Below are 18546 nucleotides of genomic sequence, written 5' to 3'. Positions count from 1 at the left end.
ATCGAGAATTTGGTGATGGGTCAGTCTAACACGTCGAAATCCCGTTCTTCCCCGTAGCCCATGATCACCACCCGAGTGTCGGGATCATCCTTTAGGAGTTGGGCAAGCTCTTTGTCCCGGCCCATCATCGCGTTAACCGCCGACACATTTTGCACTAGGTTCTGCCACACGTCCTTCCGGGCGGCAGTTGCTTCCGTCGGAAACGTGTGGCTGGGAATCACATACCGAACTCGCAAAAGGTTTCTCACCGCATAGGCGGCCTCTCTTGGCCCCATGGTAAAATGCCCCGACGCGGAAAGAATGGCGATCCGGGGTTCGTACACATCCTGAATCAACTTCATATCCATGGTGATCGCAGTGTCCCCGGAGTGATATACGGTGTGATCTCCGCTGAATTCCATCACGTACCCGGCCGCTTCGCCGGCATAGATCGGGGTGCCTTCCGTTTCTCGGTAAGACGAGGTGTGGCGAGCCGGAACCATTGTTGCCGTTACACCCTCCAACGCCACACTGCCTCCAAGATTAATCGGGTAAACGTTCTGAAATCCTTCCCGTATCAAAATCATCCCGAGTTCATATTGGCACACCACAACTACTTCGGGGTTTGCCTGCTTTAGTAACGACAGTCCGCTCACGTGGTCGAAGTGACCATGCGTGAGTAAGACGCCATCGACACTTTGCAAGAATTCCGTTTGTGTGTACTTCTCCGGGCAACCAGGATTCAAATCGAAGAACGGATCAATGAGATACCGCTTTCCGCCTCGTGTAGTGAAGGCATACATCGCGTGGCCAAGACGCAAGATTTTCATGACCACCCCTCCTAAAACGCAGTTGATCTGTTCATTTATGATTAGAGCAAAAAGCGGGGTATAACCCCGCTGGAGCAAGATGGTCGGACGTCTTCTCAGGCCAACCAGCTGAAGGGATAGCCCGAATCTTCGCATTCCCGGGCATACCTGGATACAGTCAGCGGCCGGAACGTATCGACCATGACGGCCAACTCATTCGTTTCCCGCTGACCGATGCTGGCCTCGATTTTTCCGGGTTGCGGTCCGTGAATAACCCCGCGGGGGTGCAGTGTCAGGGAGCCCGGTTCAATCCCCTTGCGGCTCATGAATTCGCCGCGCACATAATACAACACCTCGTCCGAATCGATGTTGCTGTGATAATACGGCGCCGGGATGGCCTCCGGGTGAAAGTCGTACAATCTCGGGACGAACGAACAGACCACGAAGCCCGGCCCTTGAAATGTTTGATGAACCGGTGGCGGAAGATGGATTTTCCCTACTCGTGGTTCGAAGTCTTCAATGTGGAATGCCCAAGGGTACACATAGCCGTCCCAGCCGACAACGTCCAAAGGATGATGGGGTACCGCGGCGCGGAAAATCCGTCCTTTCTGTCGAATCCGGACCTCGTAATTCCCCTGCTCGTCATGGGTCACCAACCGGTCCGGCACCCGGATATCCCTTTCGCAAAACGGCGCGTCTTCCATAAACTGTCCGTATTCGTTGAGGTACCGCGACGGAGGTGCGATGGGGCCTTTGGCCTCAATCACATAATGCACGTGTTCGCCCTCGTCCAAGTTAAAACGATACGTGGTACCGACCGGAATGACCAAATAGTCTCCGGGGCCGAACCGCAACTCCCCGAATACGGACTCGAGCACCCCGGTCCCCAGGTGAACAAAGACCAGTTCATCGCCTTCCGCATTCCGGTAGAAATAGTTCATCGGCTCGGTGGGCCTAGCCAGACAAATGCGCACATCTTCGTTGAACAACAGAGGAATCCTGCCGGCAACCGGGTCTCCCGATTCCTTCAGCCCCGACGTTCGAAAATGACGGTGATGCCCGGGCTGATCGGCGGCCTCTCCGTCCAGCGGGACCTCGCCGATCACCTCATAATACTTGGCGGCCGACGGCGCGTGCAGATGATAGAGAATCGACTGAATCCCCGAAAACCCCCGGGTGCCGAACACCTCTTCGAGATACAACCCTCCGTCGGGATTCCGAAATTGGATATGGCGTTTCTTCGGCAGAATACCGAGTTTGTGATAAAAAGGCACCGCAGCTCTCCCCTTTCCCTTTCATTTCATTTCGATCAACCGTCATTCAACAACGGTGTTTGTGAGCGATCCGAGTCCAGTGATTGTCAACGTTACGGTATCTCCGGGTTGCAGCCACGGACAGGTTTCCGGTCCGAGTTCCAGGACGCATCCGGAGCCCACAGTGCCCGATCCAATGAGTTCTCCTGGCGCCAAGCATACGCCCTGCGAGGCCCGGGCGATCATTTGCGGAAACGTGAAGTAAATGTCTCTGAAATTCCCTTTTGAATAGATCTTGCCGTTGACGGCGGCGGTCATTTCCAAATCATAGCGGTCGCCGATTCGGTACGGTTCGAGTTCATCGGGAGTGACCAGCCAAGGGCCCAGGGACGAGGCAAAATCTTTTCCTTTGGCCGGCCCCAGCCCCACGTTCATCTCCGCCCGCTGGACGTCTCTGGCGCTCCAATCGTTGAGAATCATATAGCCCGCAATCATGGATTCGGCTTCTTCCGGAGATACGTCGATCCCCCCTTTCCCCAGAACGCAGGCCGTCTCCAGTTCATAGTCCAGCATGGTTGTATAAGGCGGACGCCGAACAGGTTCTCCCGGCCCGAGGAAGGCATTCGGATTGGAGAAGTAAAAAACCGGGAATTCGTACCACTCCGGAACAACGTTCAGACCCCGACGAGCCCGGGCGTTTCGCACGTGCGCTTCAAACGCGTAAAAATCGCGAAATGTCGACGGTTGCACCGGAGGACCGAGGTGGACGGTGTTCGTGGAATGCAAAAGCGCTCCAAGGACCCGATCCGGCTGCTCTCCCTGTTCCGCTTCCGCCCCTCGGTTTGCCGTACGCTCCCGCATGACGGTGTCGATCGCCCGGATCACCGGCAGCCACAGGTCCCAATGTTGCAGCGCCTGAAACATGGTTTTCGGAAAGGCGGCCGGGGAGATGTCCAGGATCCCTTCCTCCCTGCCCCAGTAAAGGGACAATTCCATGTCCACCACCCACCGGTCCGACAACATCCACCCGGGTCGAAGAGGGAGATAACGAGCCGTTCGAAAAGAGACGAATTTCACCGGGATCCACCTCCTGCGGGAGGTTGAGGGGGCACCGGCCGCGCCAGCGAAAAAATCGACTCCACCCGACAATAGTCGGCTCCGGCAAGGCGTCCCACGGGATCAAATCGATGCAGGTCTATTTTCCCCTCCCGATACAGCGCATCGTCGACATAGAAGTGGACCACTTCTCCCACGATCAAATCGGCATTCGGACCGCGCCCCACGGGAATCAGGGTTTCCAATCGACACTCCATGCGGATTCGGGCCTTTGCAATCCCCGGGACGCTGATTTTTCGGCTGGGGACGAGATCGACTCCCATCGCCTCCACCTCACTGACGTTCGGCGGGTAGTCCGCGGAGCAGGCGTTTGCCACGGCGGCGAGATCCCGATGCACGGCATTGACCACGAACTCTCCGGTCTCTGAAATGTTGTGCGCGGTATCTTTCATGACCCCGCCCCGCCGCATGATCGAAAGGGTGATCATAGGCGGATCCGAGGCTGCCACGTTGAAAAAGCTGAACGGTGCCGCGTTGACCAAGCCGTCTCTTCCCCTGGTGGTCACAAACGCGATCGGGCGGGGCAGCACCGCTCCGATCAGAAGCTTGTAATTGTGTTGGCGATCGAGCCTCGCGGGATCCAGTTCCATGGCCGCACCTCCTCCTGAAAGGTCTTCTAACGCAGGGCTGGAATGACTCGCTTTGCGAACAATTCGAGCGATTGAATGACCTTCCGGTGATCCAAGGCGCCGAAATTCATGAGAGCCATAAAATGGTTTACCCCGATGTCCCGGTAGCGCTGGATCTGTTCAACGACTTCCTCGGGGCTGCCGAAGATCGCTTGTTCCCTGGCCCGCAAATCTTCGTACTGGATGTCCTTTCCGTATTTGCGGGTGCGTAAATACAGGTTGATGGCTTCTTTCGCGTTGGCTTCCGCTTCGGCCAGAGATGGCGCCACATGGACATGGAAGGCCACCGGAATTTCCAATTGGTCAGGATCTCCGTGTCCGTGAGCTCGAACATGTTCTTTGTACGTCTGAATGACCTCCGCCAGCTCTTCGCGGGAATTGCTGTTCACGTACGCAATGCCCATGATCCGGTATCCCATGCGAGCGATGTGTTTGACCCCCTCTTGGCGAAGGGAAGCCACCCACAATTCCGGGTGCGGACGTTGAACCGGGACCACGTTCAGTCGGATTTCCGGATATTGGTAATAAGGCCCCTGATGTGAGAAAGTTTCCCCTCGCCACGCTTTCAGCAGCACATCCAGTGCATCGTTGAATCGCAGCGCCTTGTCCTCCATCGGTACTTTGAATCCGTGGAACTCATGAGCCAGATATCCGCTTCCCAGGCCCATGTTCAAGCGTCCCCCGGACAGAACATCCACCACCGCATAATCTTCGGCGACCTGAACCGGATCCCGCAACGGCAGCACGGACACCGCCACTCCCAACCGGATCCGTTCGGTCATTCTCGCGGCAGCGGCCAGGAGAACGGGCGGTGAGGGGCTGACCCCGTACTCGGCGAAATGGTGTTCCGCATACCATACCGCATCAAACCCCAACTGTTCCGCAAGCACGGTTTGTTCCAAAACCTCTTCGAATAATTGATCTGCCGACCGGGGAACAATATCGGAATAGTTATCAAAGACAGTAAACAAACTGAATTTCACAGTAATCCCTCCCACGTCGTGGATAAAAATGTGCGAGATCCCCATTTTTCTTGACAAAAAAAGCACAGCCCTGTTGGAACATCCATGGCTGCGCCCTCCCACTTCCCAAGGTCGGGGTGTTCCCCCTTCCCCCGTGGGTAGACAGCTTAAGATCGCCGCCTTCGACGATTTCGTCGCGTTTATATTCCCATTTCTATCGATCTTGCGTTGTAAAGATGAAGAATCTCGTCTTCCCCGAACTCGTTGGGTAACCCTTCGTAACGAACGGTTCCACGATCGAGCCCGACGACCCGGTCCGCGATGGGCAGCGCCGCTCGGGCATTCTGCTCGACCAAAAGGACGGCGGTCCCTTGGTCCGCCAACCGACGCAAGGCTTCAAACAGTTGTTCCACAAGCTTTTCCGCCAACCCCAAAGACGGTTCGTCCAACATCAGCAACACTGGCTCAGCCATCAGGCCCCTGGCCACGGCCAACATCTGTTGTTCCCCCCCGCTCAAGGTGCCTGCCAGTTGTTTTCTTCGTTCCTTCAGTCGGGGAAACAACGTGTACATCTTCTCACACTGCTCCATCACCTCCTTCGGCGGTAAGCCGAGTGACCTCATGAATGGAACTTCTGTGTACGCCCCGAGCATCAGGTTCTCTTCCACGGTCATCGTCGGGAACAGGCCGCGCCGTTCAGGAACCAGGGTGATTCCCAAACGGTGCACCGACTCGGGAGGAAGACCGGTTATCGAGACGTCCCGAAACTGAACCCGCCCTTGGCGAGGGCGAAACTGACCCGCAAGCGTACCCAGGAGCGTTGATTTCCCTGCACCGTTCGGACCGATGATCGCGACCAATTCACTTTCGCCGATCCGCAGGCTCACCCCGTTCAGCGCTCGCACCGTCCCCCGATAGGTGTGAAGATCTTGAGCGATCAACAGAGGTTCTTTTTGTTGTGACCCGGGTTCAATCGTTCGATTGAAATGGGATGCCTTTTCCGTGCCCAGATACGCCTTGATGAACTTCGGGTCTTTTTGCACCTCCTCCGGCTCTCCATAGCAAATTTGCTCGCCGAATTCGAGAACCACCACTTTGTGGGCCACTTTCATGACGCTGCCGAGGTCGTGTTCAATCCAAATCACGGCGATACCCTGGCGACTGATGTCGACCAGCAGTTCCAGCAGTCGTTCGCGTTCGCCTCGATTCAACCCGGAAGCCGGCTCGTCGAGAAGCAATAACTTCGGTTGCTGGCTCAGGGCGCGCGCCATTTCCACCAACCGCTGCTGCCCGAAAGACAAGTGCCTGGCCGGCACATCGGCCAGCGATTCCAACCCGAACCGTTGAAGCATCGCCCGGGCCTCGGATTCCGCTCGACGGCCGATTCCCTTTCCGCCTGTGAGAAGAGCCTTCCAGAATTCAATCTTTCGGAACGAGGCGATCCCGATCTGGACATTTTGGAGCACCGTCAGTTCCGAGAACAGATTGATATTCTGAAAGGTACGGGCGATGCCCAGTTCGGCAATCCTATGCGGCTGTAGATTCGCCAGCGACCGGTTGTTGAGTAAGACCTCACCCTCGTCGGGTCGGACAAGCCCGGTAATACAATTTAACAGGGTCGATTTGCCGGCGCCATTCGGTCCGATCACCGCGATGATTTCTCCGTTGTTTACCTCGAAATTACAATTTCGAAGGGCGTAGATACCGCCGTATCGCTTTGTCAGGTTCTTGGCCACGAGAATCGGCGCCATGGTTTGTCCTCCCCCCTTCCGATCTTTTCTTTGGCCAGGAGAGACATCACTCCACCGGGAAGAAACAGAATGACCACCAGCAGGAGCACACCGAAGATCAGCGTTTCCAACGGTCCCACCGTATTCGTGCCGAACATCGGCATAATGCTGCGCAAGGCTTCGGTTAGAACGGTCAGGAGCATTGCACCGACAATCGGTCCCCAAATCGAGAGAGGGCCTCCCACGACGGCCATGAGAAGAAAGAGGATCGATTGCTTAAAACTGAACAATTCCGGACTGATGAAGGTCATATAGTGAGCATAGAGGCCTCCGGACAAGGCCGCCAGGACTCCGCTGGCCACGAAAGCCTGGACCTTGAATCTGCCGACATCCACCCCGGTCGCGGACGCAGCGGTGCTGCTGTCTCTCGTTGCTTGAAGGGTGTGCCCCCACGGCGAATGGAGAAGGTTCCATATCAATACCAGCAGCAGCGCGAGGATCCCCCACACCAGGTAATACATTTGCAGATCCGAGTCGATCACCCAAGATCCCACAGATAGGTGCGGAATCTCGCTGAGTCCGGAGGCTCCACCGGTCCACTGCGATTCTTCGACAAAAATGAGATTCATGATCATTCCGGCCCCGAGCGTGACGAGGGTCAGATAGTGACCGGCCAACCGCCTGGTCAACCAACCGAGTAGAAAGGCGACGATTCCGGCAACCGCCAAACCCGCCACTAAAGTCAGCGTGGTCGGAAACCCGTGCTTCAAGGACAGGAATGCGGAAACATAGGCGCCGATCCCCCAAAAGGCCGCCTGGGCCAAGGATACTAGTCCGGCGTGGCCGATAAGAAGTGAAAGACCCAGGATACACATGGCGTATAACCCGGTCAACAGCATGATTTGCGTCCAAAACGGGCCCACGATCCACGGACAGATTGCGACAACCACTGCGATGAGCGCCGTGTATACATACTTTCGTCGCATCAGGTTCTTCCTTTCTTTTAAGACGCCGTAAAGTATCACTTTCACGCACGATCGGCGCTCTTGCCGAACAAACCATTCGGCCGCCACAGAAGAATCACGATTAAGACAACGAAGGCGATGGCCTCTTTATATGCCGACGAAACGAAACCGGCTCCCACCGATTCGAGCATGCCGAGAATAAACGCGCCGGCCACAGCACCCGGGACGTCTGAAAGTCCGCCGACCACCGCTGCAACAAATCCTTTCAACCCCAGAGTGAGCCCCATATCATACGAAACCAAGGTAACCGGTGCGATCACTGCGCCCCCGAGTCCCGCAACGGCCGCTCCGATAACGAAACTGAATGTGGCCATCGATCGGGCGGAGATACCCAGCAATCTCGCCGAGTCGCGGTTCAACATGACCGCCCGGAGAGCAGCCCCCGCATAACTTTTTTCAAAGAAAAAGAACAGAAGAACAAACAAAATGGCCACGGTAACGAGGATGACCACGTCCTGTCGCGGAACGGCTCCGCCCATGAAATGATACGGTTGCCCGGGGAGGAACGGGGAGACGGCACGCGGTTGACTCCCCATCAACAGTTGTCCCACGGACTGAAGTACGATGGACAATCCGATCGTGGCAATGATCTGGACCGTTTCCGCCTGATCGCGAAGTTTGTCCAAAAACACACGGTGCAACACGCCCCCGACGATGGCCGCCACCACGATCGCTCCGAAAAGAGCCATCCATGTCGGCAACCCGCTGGCGAAAAACATCACCAACGACAGTGCGCCGACGGTGGCGAAATCTCCTTGTGCAAAATTGATGAGCCCGCAGACTTTAAAAACGGTCACGAATCCCACGGCGATCAGGGCATAAATACCGCCCAACGCCAGGCCGGAAAGGACAAGTTGAACTGCGTCCGCCATATCATTCACCCTTCGGTCTATTGCTTCGGTCTATTGCGCGATAACCCACCGACCGTTACGGAACTGAAGCATGGTCAAATCTTTGTCGCTCACCCCGACATGATCCTGGGGACTGAGGTGGAAAATCCCCGTAATTCCCACGACTCCGTTTGACTGTTCGATGGCGTCACGAAGTGAATCACGAGTCACCTCACCTTTGATGGACTTCAATGCCTCGATGATGAGGAGGGTTGCGTCGTACGCCATTCCGTGCAGGAGGGATCGCCCAAACCACCAGCGCATCCGGAGACTTATTTTTTACGGATGTCAGCTGAGGCTTCATGTCGGTGTCCGTCGCACCGAACCGTTCAGAGGAAACAATCTGAATTCCATAGGATTGGGCCGTTTTTTCGAACTCACTCTTTCCACTTTCGCCGTAGGCATTGTTCACCGACAAGAAGCCCACGCGGGTCCATCCTTTTTGTTTTAAGTACTCGCTGATTTTTTTCGATATGCTCTGATTGCTGACCGGCGTCTTGAACACCCATTTTCGCTCCGAAGCCGGGCTTGCGATGGCGTCGCCCGATCCCACGGATACCATGGGAACTTTTTGCTGAGTGACATACGGGACAAGCGGCATCGTCGTCGGCGTTGCGCCCGCCCCGATAATGGCCAGTACATGGTCTTGTTCGACAAGTTTTTTGGCGACAACCAACGATTCCGTCTCTTTTGACTGATTGTCGTATTTGATAAGTTGAATGGGCGTCCCGTTAATCCCTCCTTTCTGATTGACCTCATCCACCAACATTTCCACCGCGTGAATCTGCGGTTCGCCCCATACACTGGAAGGTCCCGTGAGTTCCAGGTCCACCCCGATTTTATACGCCTTTCCTCCAGCGTTACCGCCTGTACCGCCGTTTCCGGATGTGGATGTACCTGCGGCACCGCATGCGGTCATCATCAAGCCTGATAATGCGACCGCCGTAAAAAAGCGCCACCCTTTCCCCATGTGTACACCTCCGCCGTTGGATTCCAAACAACAAGTTCAAAACGACATAAAAGACAACGGCCCGACCGATCCCCTTCTCGTTACGGGATCATCAGCCGGGCCCTGTTTGCTCTTCGAAACCGTGCACCTCGTCGATGCACCGCCTCCGCAAACAACCAGCAAAAATTCTATTGTTTCTGGACTTTCCCTTCGCGGTACCGGTCGAAGGCACTGCGCACCGCTTGGAGAAGTGCGCCTTGAGCCGGCGCCAAAAACCGGGTTCGCACTTTCTTCTGAATTGCGTCGAGCCCATCGAGGACGTTCTCGCCGATCACCAATGATCGGACGAATTCCCCGGTTAGGGGCAAAGCGAAAGAAAACCCCGCGTCAACCACGATGTCCGTTCGCGAGTCCACAACCATCACGAACGATACGATGCGGTATGCTTCGTACGCCGTTGTCCCCTTCGGAAGTTCAGCGAATCCCGCCGCGAACACGTAGTGTTCTTCCGCCCAAGGCCCCGTCGGTTCATTCAGCACTCTGCGAAACATACCCCCCTTTTCTCACCATTCTTCTTTATTTCTTTATATCAAAATAGAAGGAGTTTCGTCAACATGTTTTTGCGATCTCGTCTTTTCCCTGTATCCCGTACTTGGCTTTACATGCACCGAAGAGGGCTTGCGATCACACAAAGATTCGAACGGCAGAGCAAGCCAGTCGATTTGGAGAAAAAGCGGACGGGATGAGACAAGGATGCCCCTTCAAACCCGCTTGCTTCACCACGCCGCTACTTGACCGTCAGCCCGGGGTTCCGTCCCACCGACAAGGACGCCGTTGTCGAGGCGCCAGATGATCTGGCCCCGGCCAAACGAGCCGGTATCCGCCGACCAAGCCATTTCGTGTCCCCGGCGAGACAGAGATTCCAACACATGGGGAGGGATTCCGTATTCGGCGGCAACCTTGCGTCCCTCGAGCCACTGCCACCGGGGAGCATCCAGGGCCGCTTGAGGATTGAGACGGAGATCGATCATGTTGACCAATACCTGGACGTGACCCTGGGGTTGCATGAACGCACCCATGACCCCAAAGGGACCGACCGCTTGGCCGGCCTTGGTCAAAAATCCCGGGATAATGGTATGATAGGGCCTCTTCCCCGGCGCCAAGGCGTTGACGTGGGCAGAATCCAAGGAAAAGTTCGCCCCGCGGTTGTGAAGGGCAATGCCTGTCCCGGGCACCACCAGCCCCGATCCGAACCCCTGATAATTGCTCTGAATGTAAGAAACCATGTTGCCTTCGCCATCGGCCGCGCAAAGATACACCGTCCCGCCGGCCTGCGGCCGACCCGGGTTCGGAAGAGCGGCCGATTCCCCGATCAACCGACGGCGCTCTTCAGCATATCCCTCCGAGAGCAGATCCTCTACTCGGGCGGACATAAACCGAGGATCGGCGATATAATGCCGGCCATCCGCAAAGGCCAGCTTGATTGCCTCAATCTCGATATGGTATCGATCTGCGGGGCTGCGACCGGACAGGTCAAAGCATTTGAGCAAATTCAGGGCCATAAGGGCCACCAGGCCATGGCCGTTGGGCGGAATCTCCCACACATCGTAACCCCGGTAATCCACATGGATGGGATCCACCCACTCCGGGCGGAATGCCGCCAAGTCTTCCAATCGGATGAACCCTCCGTACTCCCGAGAAAATCGGTCGATCCGCTCGGCCAACTCCCCCCGATAAAAAGCCTCGGCCCCGCTCTCGGCGATCTTGCGCAAAGTTTCGGCGTGATCTGGCGACCGCCAAATCTCGCCAACTCGAGGGGCCCTTCCCTCCGGGGCAAAGGTGCTGAACCATGCGGAAAACTCCGGTCCGGTAAGTTCCCGTTCGTATCGGCGATACGCGGCTTCCCATGCCCTCCCTGTCACCGGAGAGACCGGGTATCCGGCCTGAGCCAGTTCAATGGCGGGTTCAAACAACGCAGCGAACGACAGGCGGCCAAATCGCTTGGACAGCTCCGCCCAGGCTGCGGGGGCGCCGGGGACGGTGACCGGCGCAAAACCCACCTCGGGCATCTTGTCTCGAATGCCCCGGCTTTCCAATTCAGCGATGGTCAAGCGGCGGGGAGCCGGGCCGCTGGCGTTCAGCCCGTGAAGGCGGCCGCCGCTCCAGACCAACGAGAAGGCGTCCCCTCCGATCCCGTTCGATGTCGGCTCCACGACAGTCAGTGCGATGGCGGTGGCGATGGCCGCATCCACCGCATTGCCGCCCCGCCGGAGCATGTCGAGTCCCGCCTGGGCAGCCAGAGGTTGGGAGGTCGCCACCATTCCCCGCCGGGCATAAATGGCCACTCGCCGAGAGGGGTGGGGATGATCATGAGGATCAAACTGCATGCGAATCCCTCCCACCTCTCTGCAAGTCACGATCGGGAAGCGTCGGTCGGAGGGACGTCGCGCCGTTCGTCTCCCCCGGTCTGGGCGGATGGGTGCAAGGACACCGCCTTCTGGGGGGTGAACGTCGAGATGGCGTGCTTATACACCATCATCTGCTTGCCTTCCGATTCCACCACAATGGTAAAATTGTCGAATGCCCGGATCACGCCGCGGATTTGAAAGCCGTTCACCAGATACACCGTCACCGGGATGTTGTCTTTGCGCAATTGGTTTAAGAACGTGTCCTGAATGTTCATTGTTTGTTTGTTCACCTACACGGCCCCTCTCTAACCCATCTTTTCCTAATGTATTCGTTACGCCTTACGAAATCCCTTCCGCCCTCCTACAGCTTCTGCGATTTTCCGACCGGCCTCCTCCAAGGATATCCCTCCAACGTCCAGCCACTGGTGAACCGGCTGGGCCCGAAACCAACTCCACTGTCGCTTCGCGTACCGCCGGGTTCCGCGTTGAATCCTCTCGATCGCCTCGTCCAGGGCCATTTCACCGGCAAGATAATCGCCCAATTCCTTGTATCCGATGGCCTGCATCGAAGTCAAGTTCCGGGAATATCCGCGCTCCAGAAGCCTCTGAACTTCTTGAATCCAACCCTGTTTGATCATTTGAATCACGCGGTCATTGATCCGCCGATACAGGGCTTCGCGCTCCATGGTGAGGCCGAACATGAGAAAGGGGATGAGGGAGCCCCGACGCCCCGCCGCGCGGGACATGGGCAGCCCCGTCAGATGGTGGATTTCCAAAGCCCGGATGATCCGCCGAACATCGTGGGGATGAAGACGGCGGGCGGTCTCCGGGTCCACCTCGGCCAAAAGTCGGTGCAGGACCTCGGGACCTTCCCGGGCAGCCCGGGCTCGCAGTTCTTGTCGATACCCCGGGTCCTCTCCTGCCGGGGAAAAATCCAGCCCGTGGGTGAGACTTTTCACATATAATCCCGTCCCCCCCACCACAATCGCCCACCTTCCGCGCTGAGACACGTTCTCAATCGTTTCAAGGGCCAGCCTCTGATAGTCCACGACGGTGAAGGGCGTATCCGGATCCACCACGTCGATCAGATGATGGGGAACCCCCTGCCGCTGCTCGGGGGGGATTTTCGCCGTGCCGATGTCCATACCTCGATAGATCTGCATGGAGTCCGCGGAGATGATCTCCCCTCCAATCTGTTTGGCCACCCGGATGGCTACGTCCGATTTGCCCGTGGCCGTCGGTCCGACAATAAACAGAACCGGATTCATTTTCCACCCCCCACATCGATCACACCGAACTGGATCCTACCCGAGCCTTTTGGAACCGGCCGAAATCCGAGGCGATCGATTTCTCCGCCATCCCGGCGATCTTTCAACACCACCCGCCGACGGGCCACGCGCACCGCCTCCTTCACCGCTTCAAAGCGGAGAGCGGACGGATCCCCGAACACCCGCAAAGCATCGATCCCCCGGGAGGCGGGGATCGTTTTGCGAAACATGGGATCAAAATACACCAGGTCCACAGACCGGTCGGGAAGCCGGCGCAGATAATCGACGTGATCCCCCCACACCACCTCAACGCGTCGCATGGCCGCCTCGAGCTCCGGAAGTGCCGGATAGGCGTATGTGCTCAAACCCTCCTCCACGAACAATGCCACCACCGGCCGGTCCTCCACGCCCACGACTCGCCCTTCCGGGCCCACCGCGTGGCTGAGCACGATGGCGTCCGCCCCGAGGCCCAGGGTGGCATCCACCACCCGATCTCCGGGCCGAACCTCCCCCACTTCGAGAAGGGGGTCGGGATGCCCGCGTATTACCTGACGGAGGCGCACCACCGCCATTCCGGGATGATAGCGATACTGCCGGCCGTCCGCATACAGGAATGTACCCTCCCGGGTTGCCACGGCGGAAAACGATGCCGCGTATTCCGCCAAAATCTCGTCAAGTTTGCGGCGGTCCCGGGACACCAAAGGCAGCCCCAGACGGCGGGCGATTTCCCCGGCCCGGTGAAGGAGTTCGGGGTCTGGCCGGGCGGCGGTGGTCACAACCCCGCGAAGATCAGCCGTCATGGTCCCCCTCCCCTAGTGCTGAATCCGCTGGAATTGTCGATCTAAGTCCCGTCGGGTCCATTGCAGAATCGTGGGCCGCCCGTGGGGGCAGGAGAAGGGGTTGTCCAGTTCCCGGAGTTGGTCGCACAGTGCCTGCATCTCCGGCATGGACAATGGCTGTCCAGCTTTTACTGCTCCCCGGCAGGCCCGGGTGATCACTCCTTGCTCCAGGCGTTTTCGGGGATCTTGTCCCATCGGCCGCTCGACGCACTCGGTCAAAAACTCCCGGGTCAGAGCCGTGATGTCCTGGCCATCCCAGATGTCGGGAACCGTCCGAACCACGAGGGCGTTGTCGCCGAAAGGCTCGGCGGTCAGCCCGTACTCTTGCATCATATCGAGGTGAGGGGCCAACCGGTGCATTTCGGCGACACTCAGTTCCACCGTGATGGGCACCAACAGCGGCATGGGGCCCACTTCCCGCCGGGTGATTTGGCGTGAAAACCGCTCGTATAAAATCTTCTCGTGGGCGGCGTGCTGGTCGATCAGAAACAAAGAGTTTTCCGCTTCGGCGACGATGTACAGGTTGAGCACTTGGGCCACCGCCCGCAATTCGGGAACCCGGGGCCGGACAACCGCTGTTCCAACCCCTTCAAGCTCCACCGCAGCCGCTGCCTCTTCCGTTGTCCTATTGCTTTCCGTTCTTTCCGAATCCACTGGGACCTCTGGCCCAAGACTGCTCCGAGATCCGGTCTCCCCCCCTCGCTCCCCGGAAGCTTCGGGTTGTTCTTCAGCAGTGATCGGGGCGAGGGCCTCCAGGGTTCGCTGCCTGGCCAGCGGACTCGCAGGGGACCTCCCTCCTCCCGGGGGACTGTCCCACCGAAACGCCATCTGGCTCTCCCGGAGAGTCTGCGCCCGGGAGCCTCTCTGAGTTTTTTGCGCCGCATCGCCTGCAGCCGCATCTGGCCCTTGGGGAGGGGGATTGCGCCCTTCTCGCGGCCCTTCGGTGGGCGAATGCAGACCTGGAATGGCCCGGGCCCTGTCCAGAACCCGGCCCAGCGCCCTCTCCACCGCCCCCGCCACATCCCTTTCTTCACTAAAACGGACATCCAGTTTGGCCGGGTGCACATTGGGATCCACGAGGCCGGGATCCAGCTCCAAATGAAGAAATACCACTGGGTTTCGATGGATTGGGAGCCTTCCCGCGTAGACGTCGAGCACCGCTCGGGTCAGCGCCGGGTTGCGAACCGGCCGTCCATTGACAAAAAACATCACGTGCCCCCTGCCCGCCCGGTGGATCTCGGGTAACCCCGCCAACCCCCAGACCCGCAAATCGAGGCCCCGCTCCTCCACCGGGATACATTTTTCCGCCAAATCCCGACCGTACAGCGCCGCCACGGCGTGGAGCAATCGCCCGTCCCCCGGGGTTGTCGCGACAGGTCGCCCATCGGCGGAAAGGGTGAAAGCAACTTCCGGGTGGGCCAGGGCCGCCCGGGTCACCGCATCCACCACATGGGCGCCCTCCGTGTGCAGGGACTTGATGTATTTTAGCCGAGCGGGGGTGTTGAAAAACAACTCCTCGACGAAAATATCCGTTCCGGGCGCCATCCCGACCTCGGCCGTGGAGACAATGGTCCCCCCCTCCGCCCGAATTTCGGTACCGGCGTCATCTTCCCGGCGACGAGTTTTCAGCACCAGTTTTGAGACCGCGGCGATGGAGGGCAGGGCTTCCCCCCGAAACCCCAGGGTTCGAATGCGAAACAAATCCCGTTCTGAAGCGATTTTGCTGGTGGCGTGCCGCCGCAGAGCAAGCTCTGCGTCTTCCCGATCCATGCCCGTGCCATCGTCCACCACCCGAATGGTTTTCATCCCCGCTTCCTCCACGGCGACGCGAATATGGGTGGCCTGGGCATCGATACTGTTTTCGATGAGCTCTTTCACCACCGAGGCCGGACGCTCCACCACCTCCCCGGCTGCGATGCGGTTGGACAGGCCGGGATCCAGAATATGTATGGCGCTCATGGTTCGTTCTCCTCCCGGACCAAAAGGTGTAGTTCGTAGAGCTCTTGCAGGGCTTGAATCGGGGTCATGTCCAGAACCCGGGCATTGCGGAGGCGTTCGAGAACCGGGTGCAGGGGGGCCTCGTCAAGTCCCTGCTCCGCGTCATCGGCAGTGAATCGACCCCCGGTTTCCTGTGGAACTTTCGGCAGATCTCGGTCAGCACCGCCCCCTTCTCCCCCGACACAAGCCGCGGCCGTCTGGGAGAGGCCCTGTTGTACCCGCTCCATGCTTGTGAGGATGGCTTCAGCCCGCTCCAACAGGTCTTCCGGAAGCCCCGCCAGTCTGGCCACGTGAATGCCGTAGCTGCGGTCGGCAGGACGGTCCACCAAACGATGCAGGAATACGATTCCCCCGGAATCCTCTCGGACCTCTGTGGAAAAATTATGGACTCCTGGTAGTTCGTCGGCGAGGCCGGTCAGCTCGTGATAATGGGTCGCAAACAAAGTTCGCGCCCCCACCCGGGTGGGATCGTGAATATACTCCACCGCCGCCCGGGCGATGCTCATCCCGTCATAAGTCGAGGTTCCCCGACCGATTTCATCGAGGATGATCAGGCTGCGGGGGGTGGCGTTTCGGAGGATGGTCGCCAACTCCACCATCTCCACCATAAAGGTGCTTTGGCCCGCCACCAGATCGTCCGCTGCGCCGATTCGGGTGAAGAGACGGTCGACGATGCCAATCCGGGCAAAGTCCGCGGGAACGAAAGACCCAACTTGGGCGAGGAGTACGATCAGGGCCACTTGGCGCATGTAGGTGCTTTTCCCCGCCATGTTCGGGCCAGTGATGAGGGCGACCCGCCGATGGTCGCCATCGAGAAAAGTGTCGTTCGGCACAAATGTGCCATCGGGCAGGACCGCCTCCACCACCGGGTGTCGGCCGCCGCGAATCTCAATGACCGAACTGTCATCCACAACAGGACGGGTGTATCGGCGTTTTGCCGCCACCTCGGCGAGAGCACAAAGGACGTCCAATTCGGCCATCGCCCCGGCCAAACGCTGGAGGCGGGGGAGCGCCTTCACCACGGTGCTCCGCAGCTCCACGAACAACTGGTACTCGATGGCCTCCGCCCGCTCCTGGGCATCGAGGATACGGCTTTCCATCTCTTTCAATTCCGGGGTCACATACCGCTCGCTGGCGGCCAAGGTCTGACGGCGTTCATATTCCCGTGGAACCAGGGCGAGATTGGCTTTGGTCACTTCTATGTAATAACCGAATACGCGATTGTAGCCGATTTTGAGGGATTTGATCCCCGTTCGCTCCCTCTCTTGCTGTTCGAGGGCGGCGATCCAGCTCCGCCCCTCTCGGGATGCCCGGCGCAGTTCATCCAGTTCCGGAGAGAACCCGTCCCGGATGACGCCCGGTTCCTTCGCTGTGGCTGGAGGGTCGTCGGCCAGGGCCCGGTCCAGGAGATCCCGCACTTCTTCACAAGGATCCAGGCGTCGCTCAATATCGGCCAAGATGGAGGATCCGGCGCCGGCCAGCCCGGCGGCCAGCTTTGGGGCCTGGCTCAAGCTTTGCGCCACGGCGCGCAGATCCCGGGGCCCGGCGCTGCCATAGCTCACCCGGCCCAGCAACCGCTCAAGGTCATACACGCGGCGAAGGTCCTCGCGCAGTTGATTTCTCCGTATCCACTCCCCGACCAACTCTTCGATGCCATCCTGGCGCCTGGCGATGGCGACAGGGTCGATTAAAGGCTTTTCCAGCCATTGCCGGAGGAGCCGACCGCCCATGGCGGTCACCGTCTCATCCAACAGCCACAACAATGACCCCGTCCGCCGTCCCTCCCGAACCGTTTGAACCAACTCCAGATTTCTCCGGGCAAAGGCGTCCACCGCCATGTAGGTGGCGTCGTGGAGGGGTTGAACCGGCTTCCAGTGAACGAGCTGGCGCCGCTGGGTCTCCTCGATGTACGACGCGATGGCTGCAAGAGCCTCTTCCCCACCGGCTTCCGGAAGGTCGTCCCAGCCCCCATTCTCCATCCGAGTGAACGTTTTTTTCCCGCGGCCCCGATGTGTCAGAATCGCTTCCGTTGACTTGCTAAGCTGAGTGACCCAAAGCTCGCCAGCCGCTTCCTCGGGAATGAGCCATTCGGCGGGTCGGTACCGGAGACCATCATCCATCACCTGCTCAATGCTGTGGGCAGCCCCGGCCCAACGGTCCCCGGTGGAGAGATCGGCAAAGGCGACAGACCACCCTTCCGGAATGGGAATGACAGCGCCAATGAGGCGTTGCTCCTTCTCTTCCTTCCCCCGGTCTTCCAGAAGGGTTCCCGGCGTTACGATCCGTGTGATCTCCCGCCGGACCAATCCCTTGGCGAGGGCCGGATCCTCCATCTGATCGCAAATCGCCACCTTATAGCCCCGCTCCACCAGGGCGGCGATGTAGCCGTCCACCGCGTGGTACGGGACGCCGCACATGGGAACCCGCCGACCGCCCCCGGCGTCCCGGCCGGTCAATGTGATCTCCAATTCCCGGGCGGCAATTTCCGCATCTTCAAAAAATAATTCATAAAAATCCCCCAGGCGAAACATCAGCAAGGCGTCCGGACAACGGCCTTTGACGTCCAGGTACTGTTGCATCATCGGGGTGTAAGACATGTTGTCCCGACTTCCTTTCCGTGATCTCTGTTTCGCACAACCGACAATAAAATGGAAGAGCCGCCGACACGCCGACGGCCATCCCGTTTTCTTG

The 18546-nt window shown here is 58.6% G+C and carries 16 protein-coding genes; all 16 read right to left on the bottom strand.

The features are described from left to right. Positions 1-20 precede the first annotated feature (20 nt). Positions 21-809 carry a metal-dependent hydrolase gene (locus tag BTUS_RS08145; RefSeq protein ID WP_013075633.1) on the bottom strand — a complete coding sequence of 263 codons (789 nt, stop codon included), beginning with the start codon at positions 807-809 and terminating at the stop codon, positions 21-23. Positions 810-904: 95 nt separating this feature from the next. Beyond that, the gene (locus tag BTUS_RS08140) at positions 905-2062 is read right to left on the bottom strand and encodes a homogentisate 1,2-dioxygenase (RefSeq protein ID WP_013075632.1); all 1158 of its coding nucleotides are present in this window, start codon (positions 2060-2062) and stop codon (positions 905-907) included. Positions 2063-2104: 42 nt separating this feature from the next. Then, positions 2105-3118: a fumarylacetoacetate hydrolase family protein gene (locus tag BTUS_RS08135; protein ID WP_013075631.1), complete on the bottom strand. Its 1014-nt coding sequence runs from the start codon at positions 3116-3118 to the stop codon at positions 2105-2107. Further along, positions 3115-3747: a flavin reductase family protein gene (locus BTUS_RS08130; protein ID WP_013075630.1), complete on the bottom strand. Its 633-nt coding sequence runs from the start codon at positions 3745-3747 to the stop codon at positions 3115-3117. Before BTUS_RS08130 ends, BTUS_RS08135 begins: the two co-directional genes overlap by 4 nt. Before the next feature lie 26 nt (positions 3748-3773). Next, positions 3774-4769, bottom strand: a complete 996-nt coding sequence (locus BTUS_RS08125; RefSeq protein ID WP_013075629.1) for an LLM class flavin-dependent oxidoreductase — start codon at positions 4767-4769, stop codon at positions 3774-3776. Positions 4770-4948: 179 nt separating this feature from the next. Then, entirely contained in the window at positions 4949-6499 is a 1551-nt protein-coding gene (locus BTUS_RS08120; protein ID WP_013075628.1) for an ATP-binding cassette domain-containing protein, read from the bottom strand. Continuing rightward, positions 6469-7464 carry a branched-chain amino acid ABC transporter permease gene (locus BTUS_RS08115; protein ID WP_052300585.1) on the bottom strand — a complete coding sequence of 332 codons (996 nt, stop codon included), beginning with the start codon at positions 7462-7464 and terminating at the stop codon, positions 6469-6471. Before BTUS_RS08115 ends, BTUS_RS08120 begins: the two co-directional genes overlap by 31 nt. Positions 7465-7505: 41 nt before the next feature. Further along, the gene (locus tag BTUS_RS08110) at positions 7506-8375 is read right to left on the bottom strand and encodes a branched-chain amino acid ABC transporter permease (protein ID WP_013075626.1); all 870 of its coding nucleotides are present in this window, start codon (positions 8373-8375) and stop codon (positions 7506-7508) included. Positions 8376-8565: 190 nt separating this feature from the next. Then, positions 8566-9312: an ABC transporter substrate-binding protein gene (locus BTUS_RS08105; protein ID WP_245543403.1), complete on the bottom strand. Its 747-nt coding sequence runs from the start codon at positions 9310-9312 to the stop codon at positions 8566-8568. Positions 9313-9530: 218 nt separating this feature from the next. Then, positions 9531-9893, bottom strand: a complete 363-nt coding sequence (locus tag BTUS_RS08100; protein WP_013075625.1) for a DUF3870 domain-containing protein — start codon at positions 9891-9893, stop codon at positions 9531-9533. 225 nt (positions 9894-10118) lie between these two features. After that, positions 10119-11729: a gamma-glutamyltransferase family protein gene (locus BTUS_RS08095; RefSeq protein WP_013075624.1), complete on the bottom strand. Its 1611-nt coding sequence runs from the start codon at positions 11727-11729 to the stop codon at positions 10119-10121. Positions 11730-11755: 26 nt separating this feature from the next. Further along, positions 11756-12025, bottom strand: a complete 270-nt coding sequence (gene hfq / locus BTUS_RS08090) for an RNA chaperone Hfq (RefSeq protein WP_407635229.1) — start codon at positions 12023-12025, stop codon at positions 11756-11758. 57 nt (positions 12026-12082) lie between these two features. Continuing rightward, the gene (gene miaA, locus BTUS_RS08085) at positions 12083-13018 is read right to left on the bottom strand and encodes a tRNA (adenosine(37)-N6)-dimethylallyltransferase MiaA (protein WP_013075622.1); all 936 of its coding nucleotides are present in this window, start codon (positions 13016-13018) and stop codon (positions 12083-12085) included. Next, complete coding sequence (locus BTUS_RS08080) at positions 13015-13818, bottom strand: class I SAM-dependent methyltransferase (RefSeq protein WP_013075621.1); 804 nt, start codon at positions 13816-13818, stop codon at positions 13015-13017. The genes miaA and BTUS_RS08080 overlap by 4 nt, the downstream gene beginning before the upstream one ends. A gap of 12 nt (positions 13819-13830) precedes the next feature. Next, positions 13831-15816 carry a DNA mismatch repair endonuclease MutL gene (mutL, locus tag BTUS_RS08075; protein ID WP_013075620.1) on the bottom strand — a complete coding sequence of 662 codons (1986 nt, stop codon included), beginning with the start codon at positions 15814-15816 and terminating at the stop codon, positions 13831-13833. Continuing rightward, positions 15813-18452 (bottom strand): DNA mismatch repair protein MutS, encoded by a 2640-nt coding sequence (mutS, locus tag BTUS_RS08070; protein WP_013075619.1) that lies wholly within the window; start codon positions 18450-18452, stop codon positions 15813-15815. The genes mutL and mutS overlap by 4 nt, the downstream gene beginning before the upstream one ends. Positions 18453-18546: the final 94 nt, after the last annotated feature.

Source organism: Kyrpidia tusciae DSM 2912 (assembly GCF_000092905.1).
GTDB classification, from domain to species: domain Bacteria; phylum Bacillota; class Bacilli; order Kyrpidiales; family Kyrpidiaceae; genus Kyrpidia; species Kyrpidia tusciae.
The sequence above is the reverse complement of the archived record's forward strand: the minus strand, read 5'-3'. Positions and strand labels throughout refer to the sequence as shown.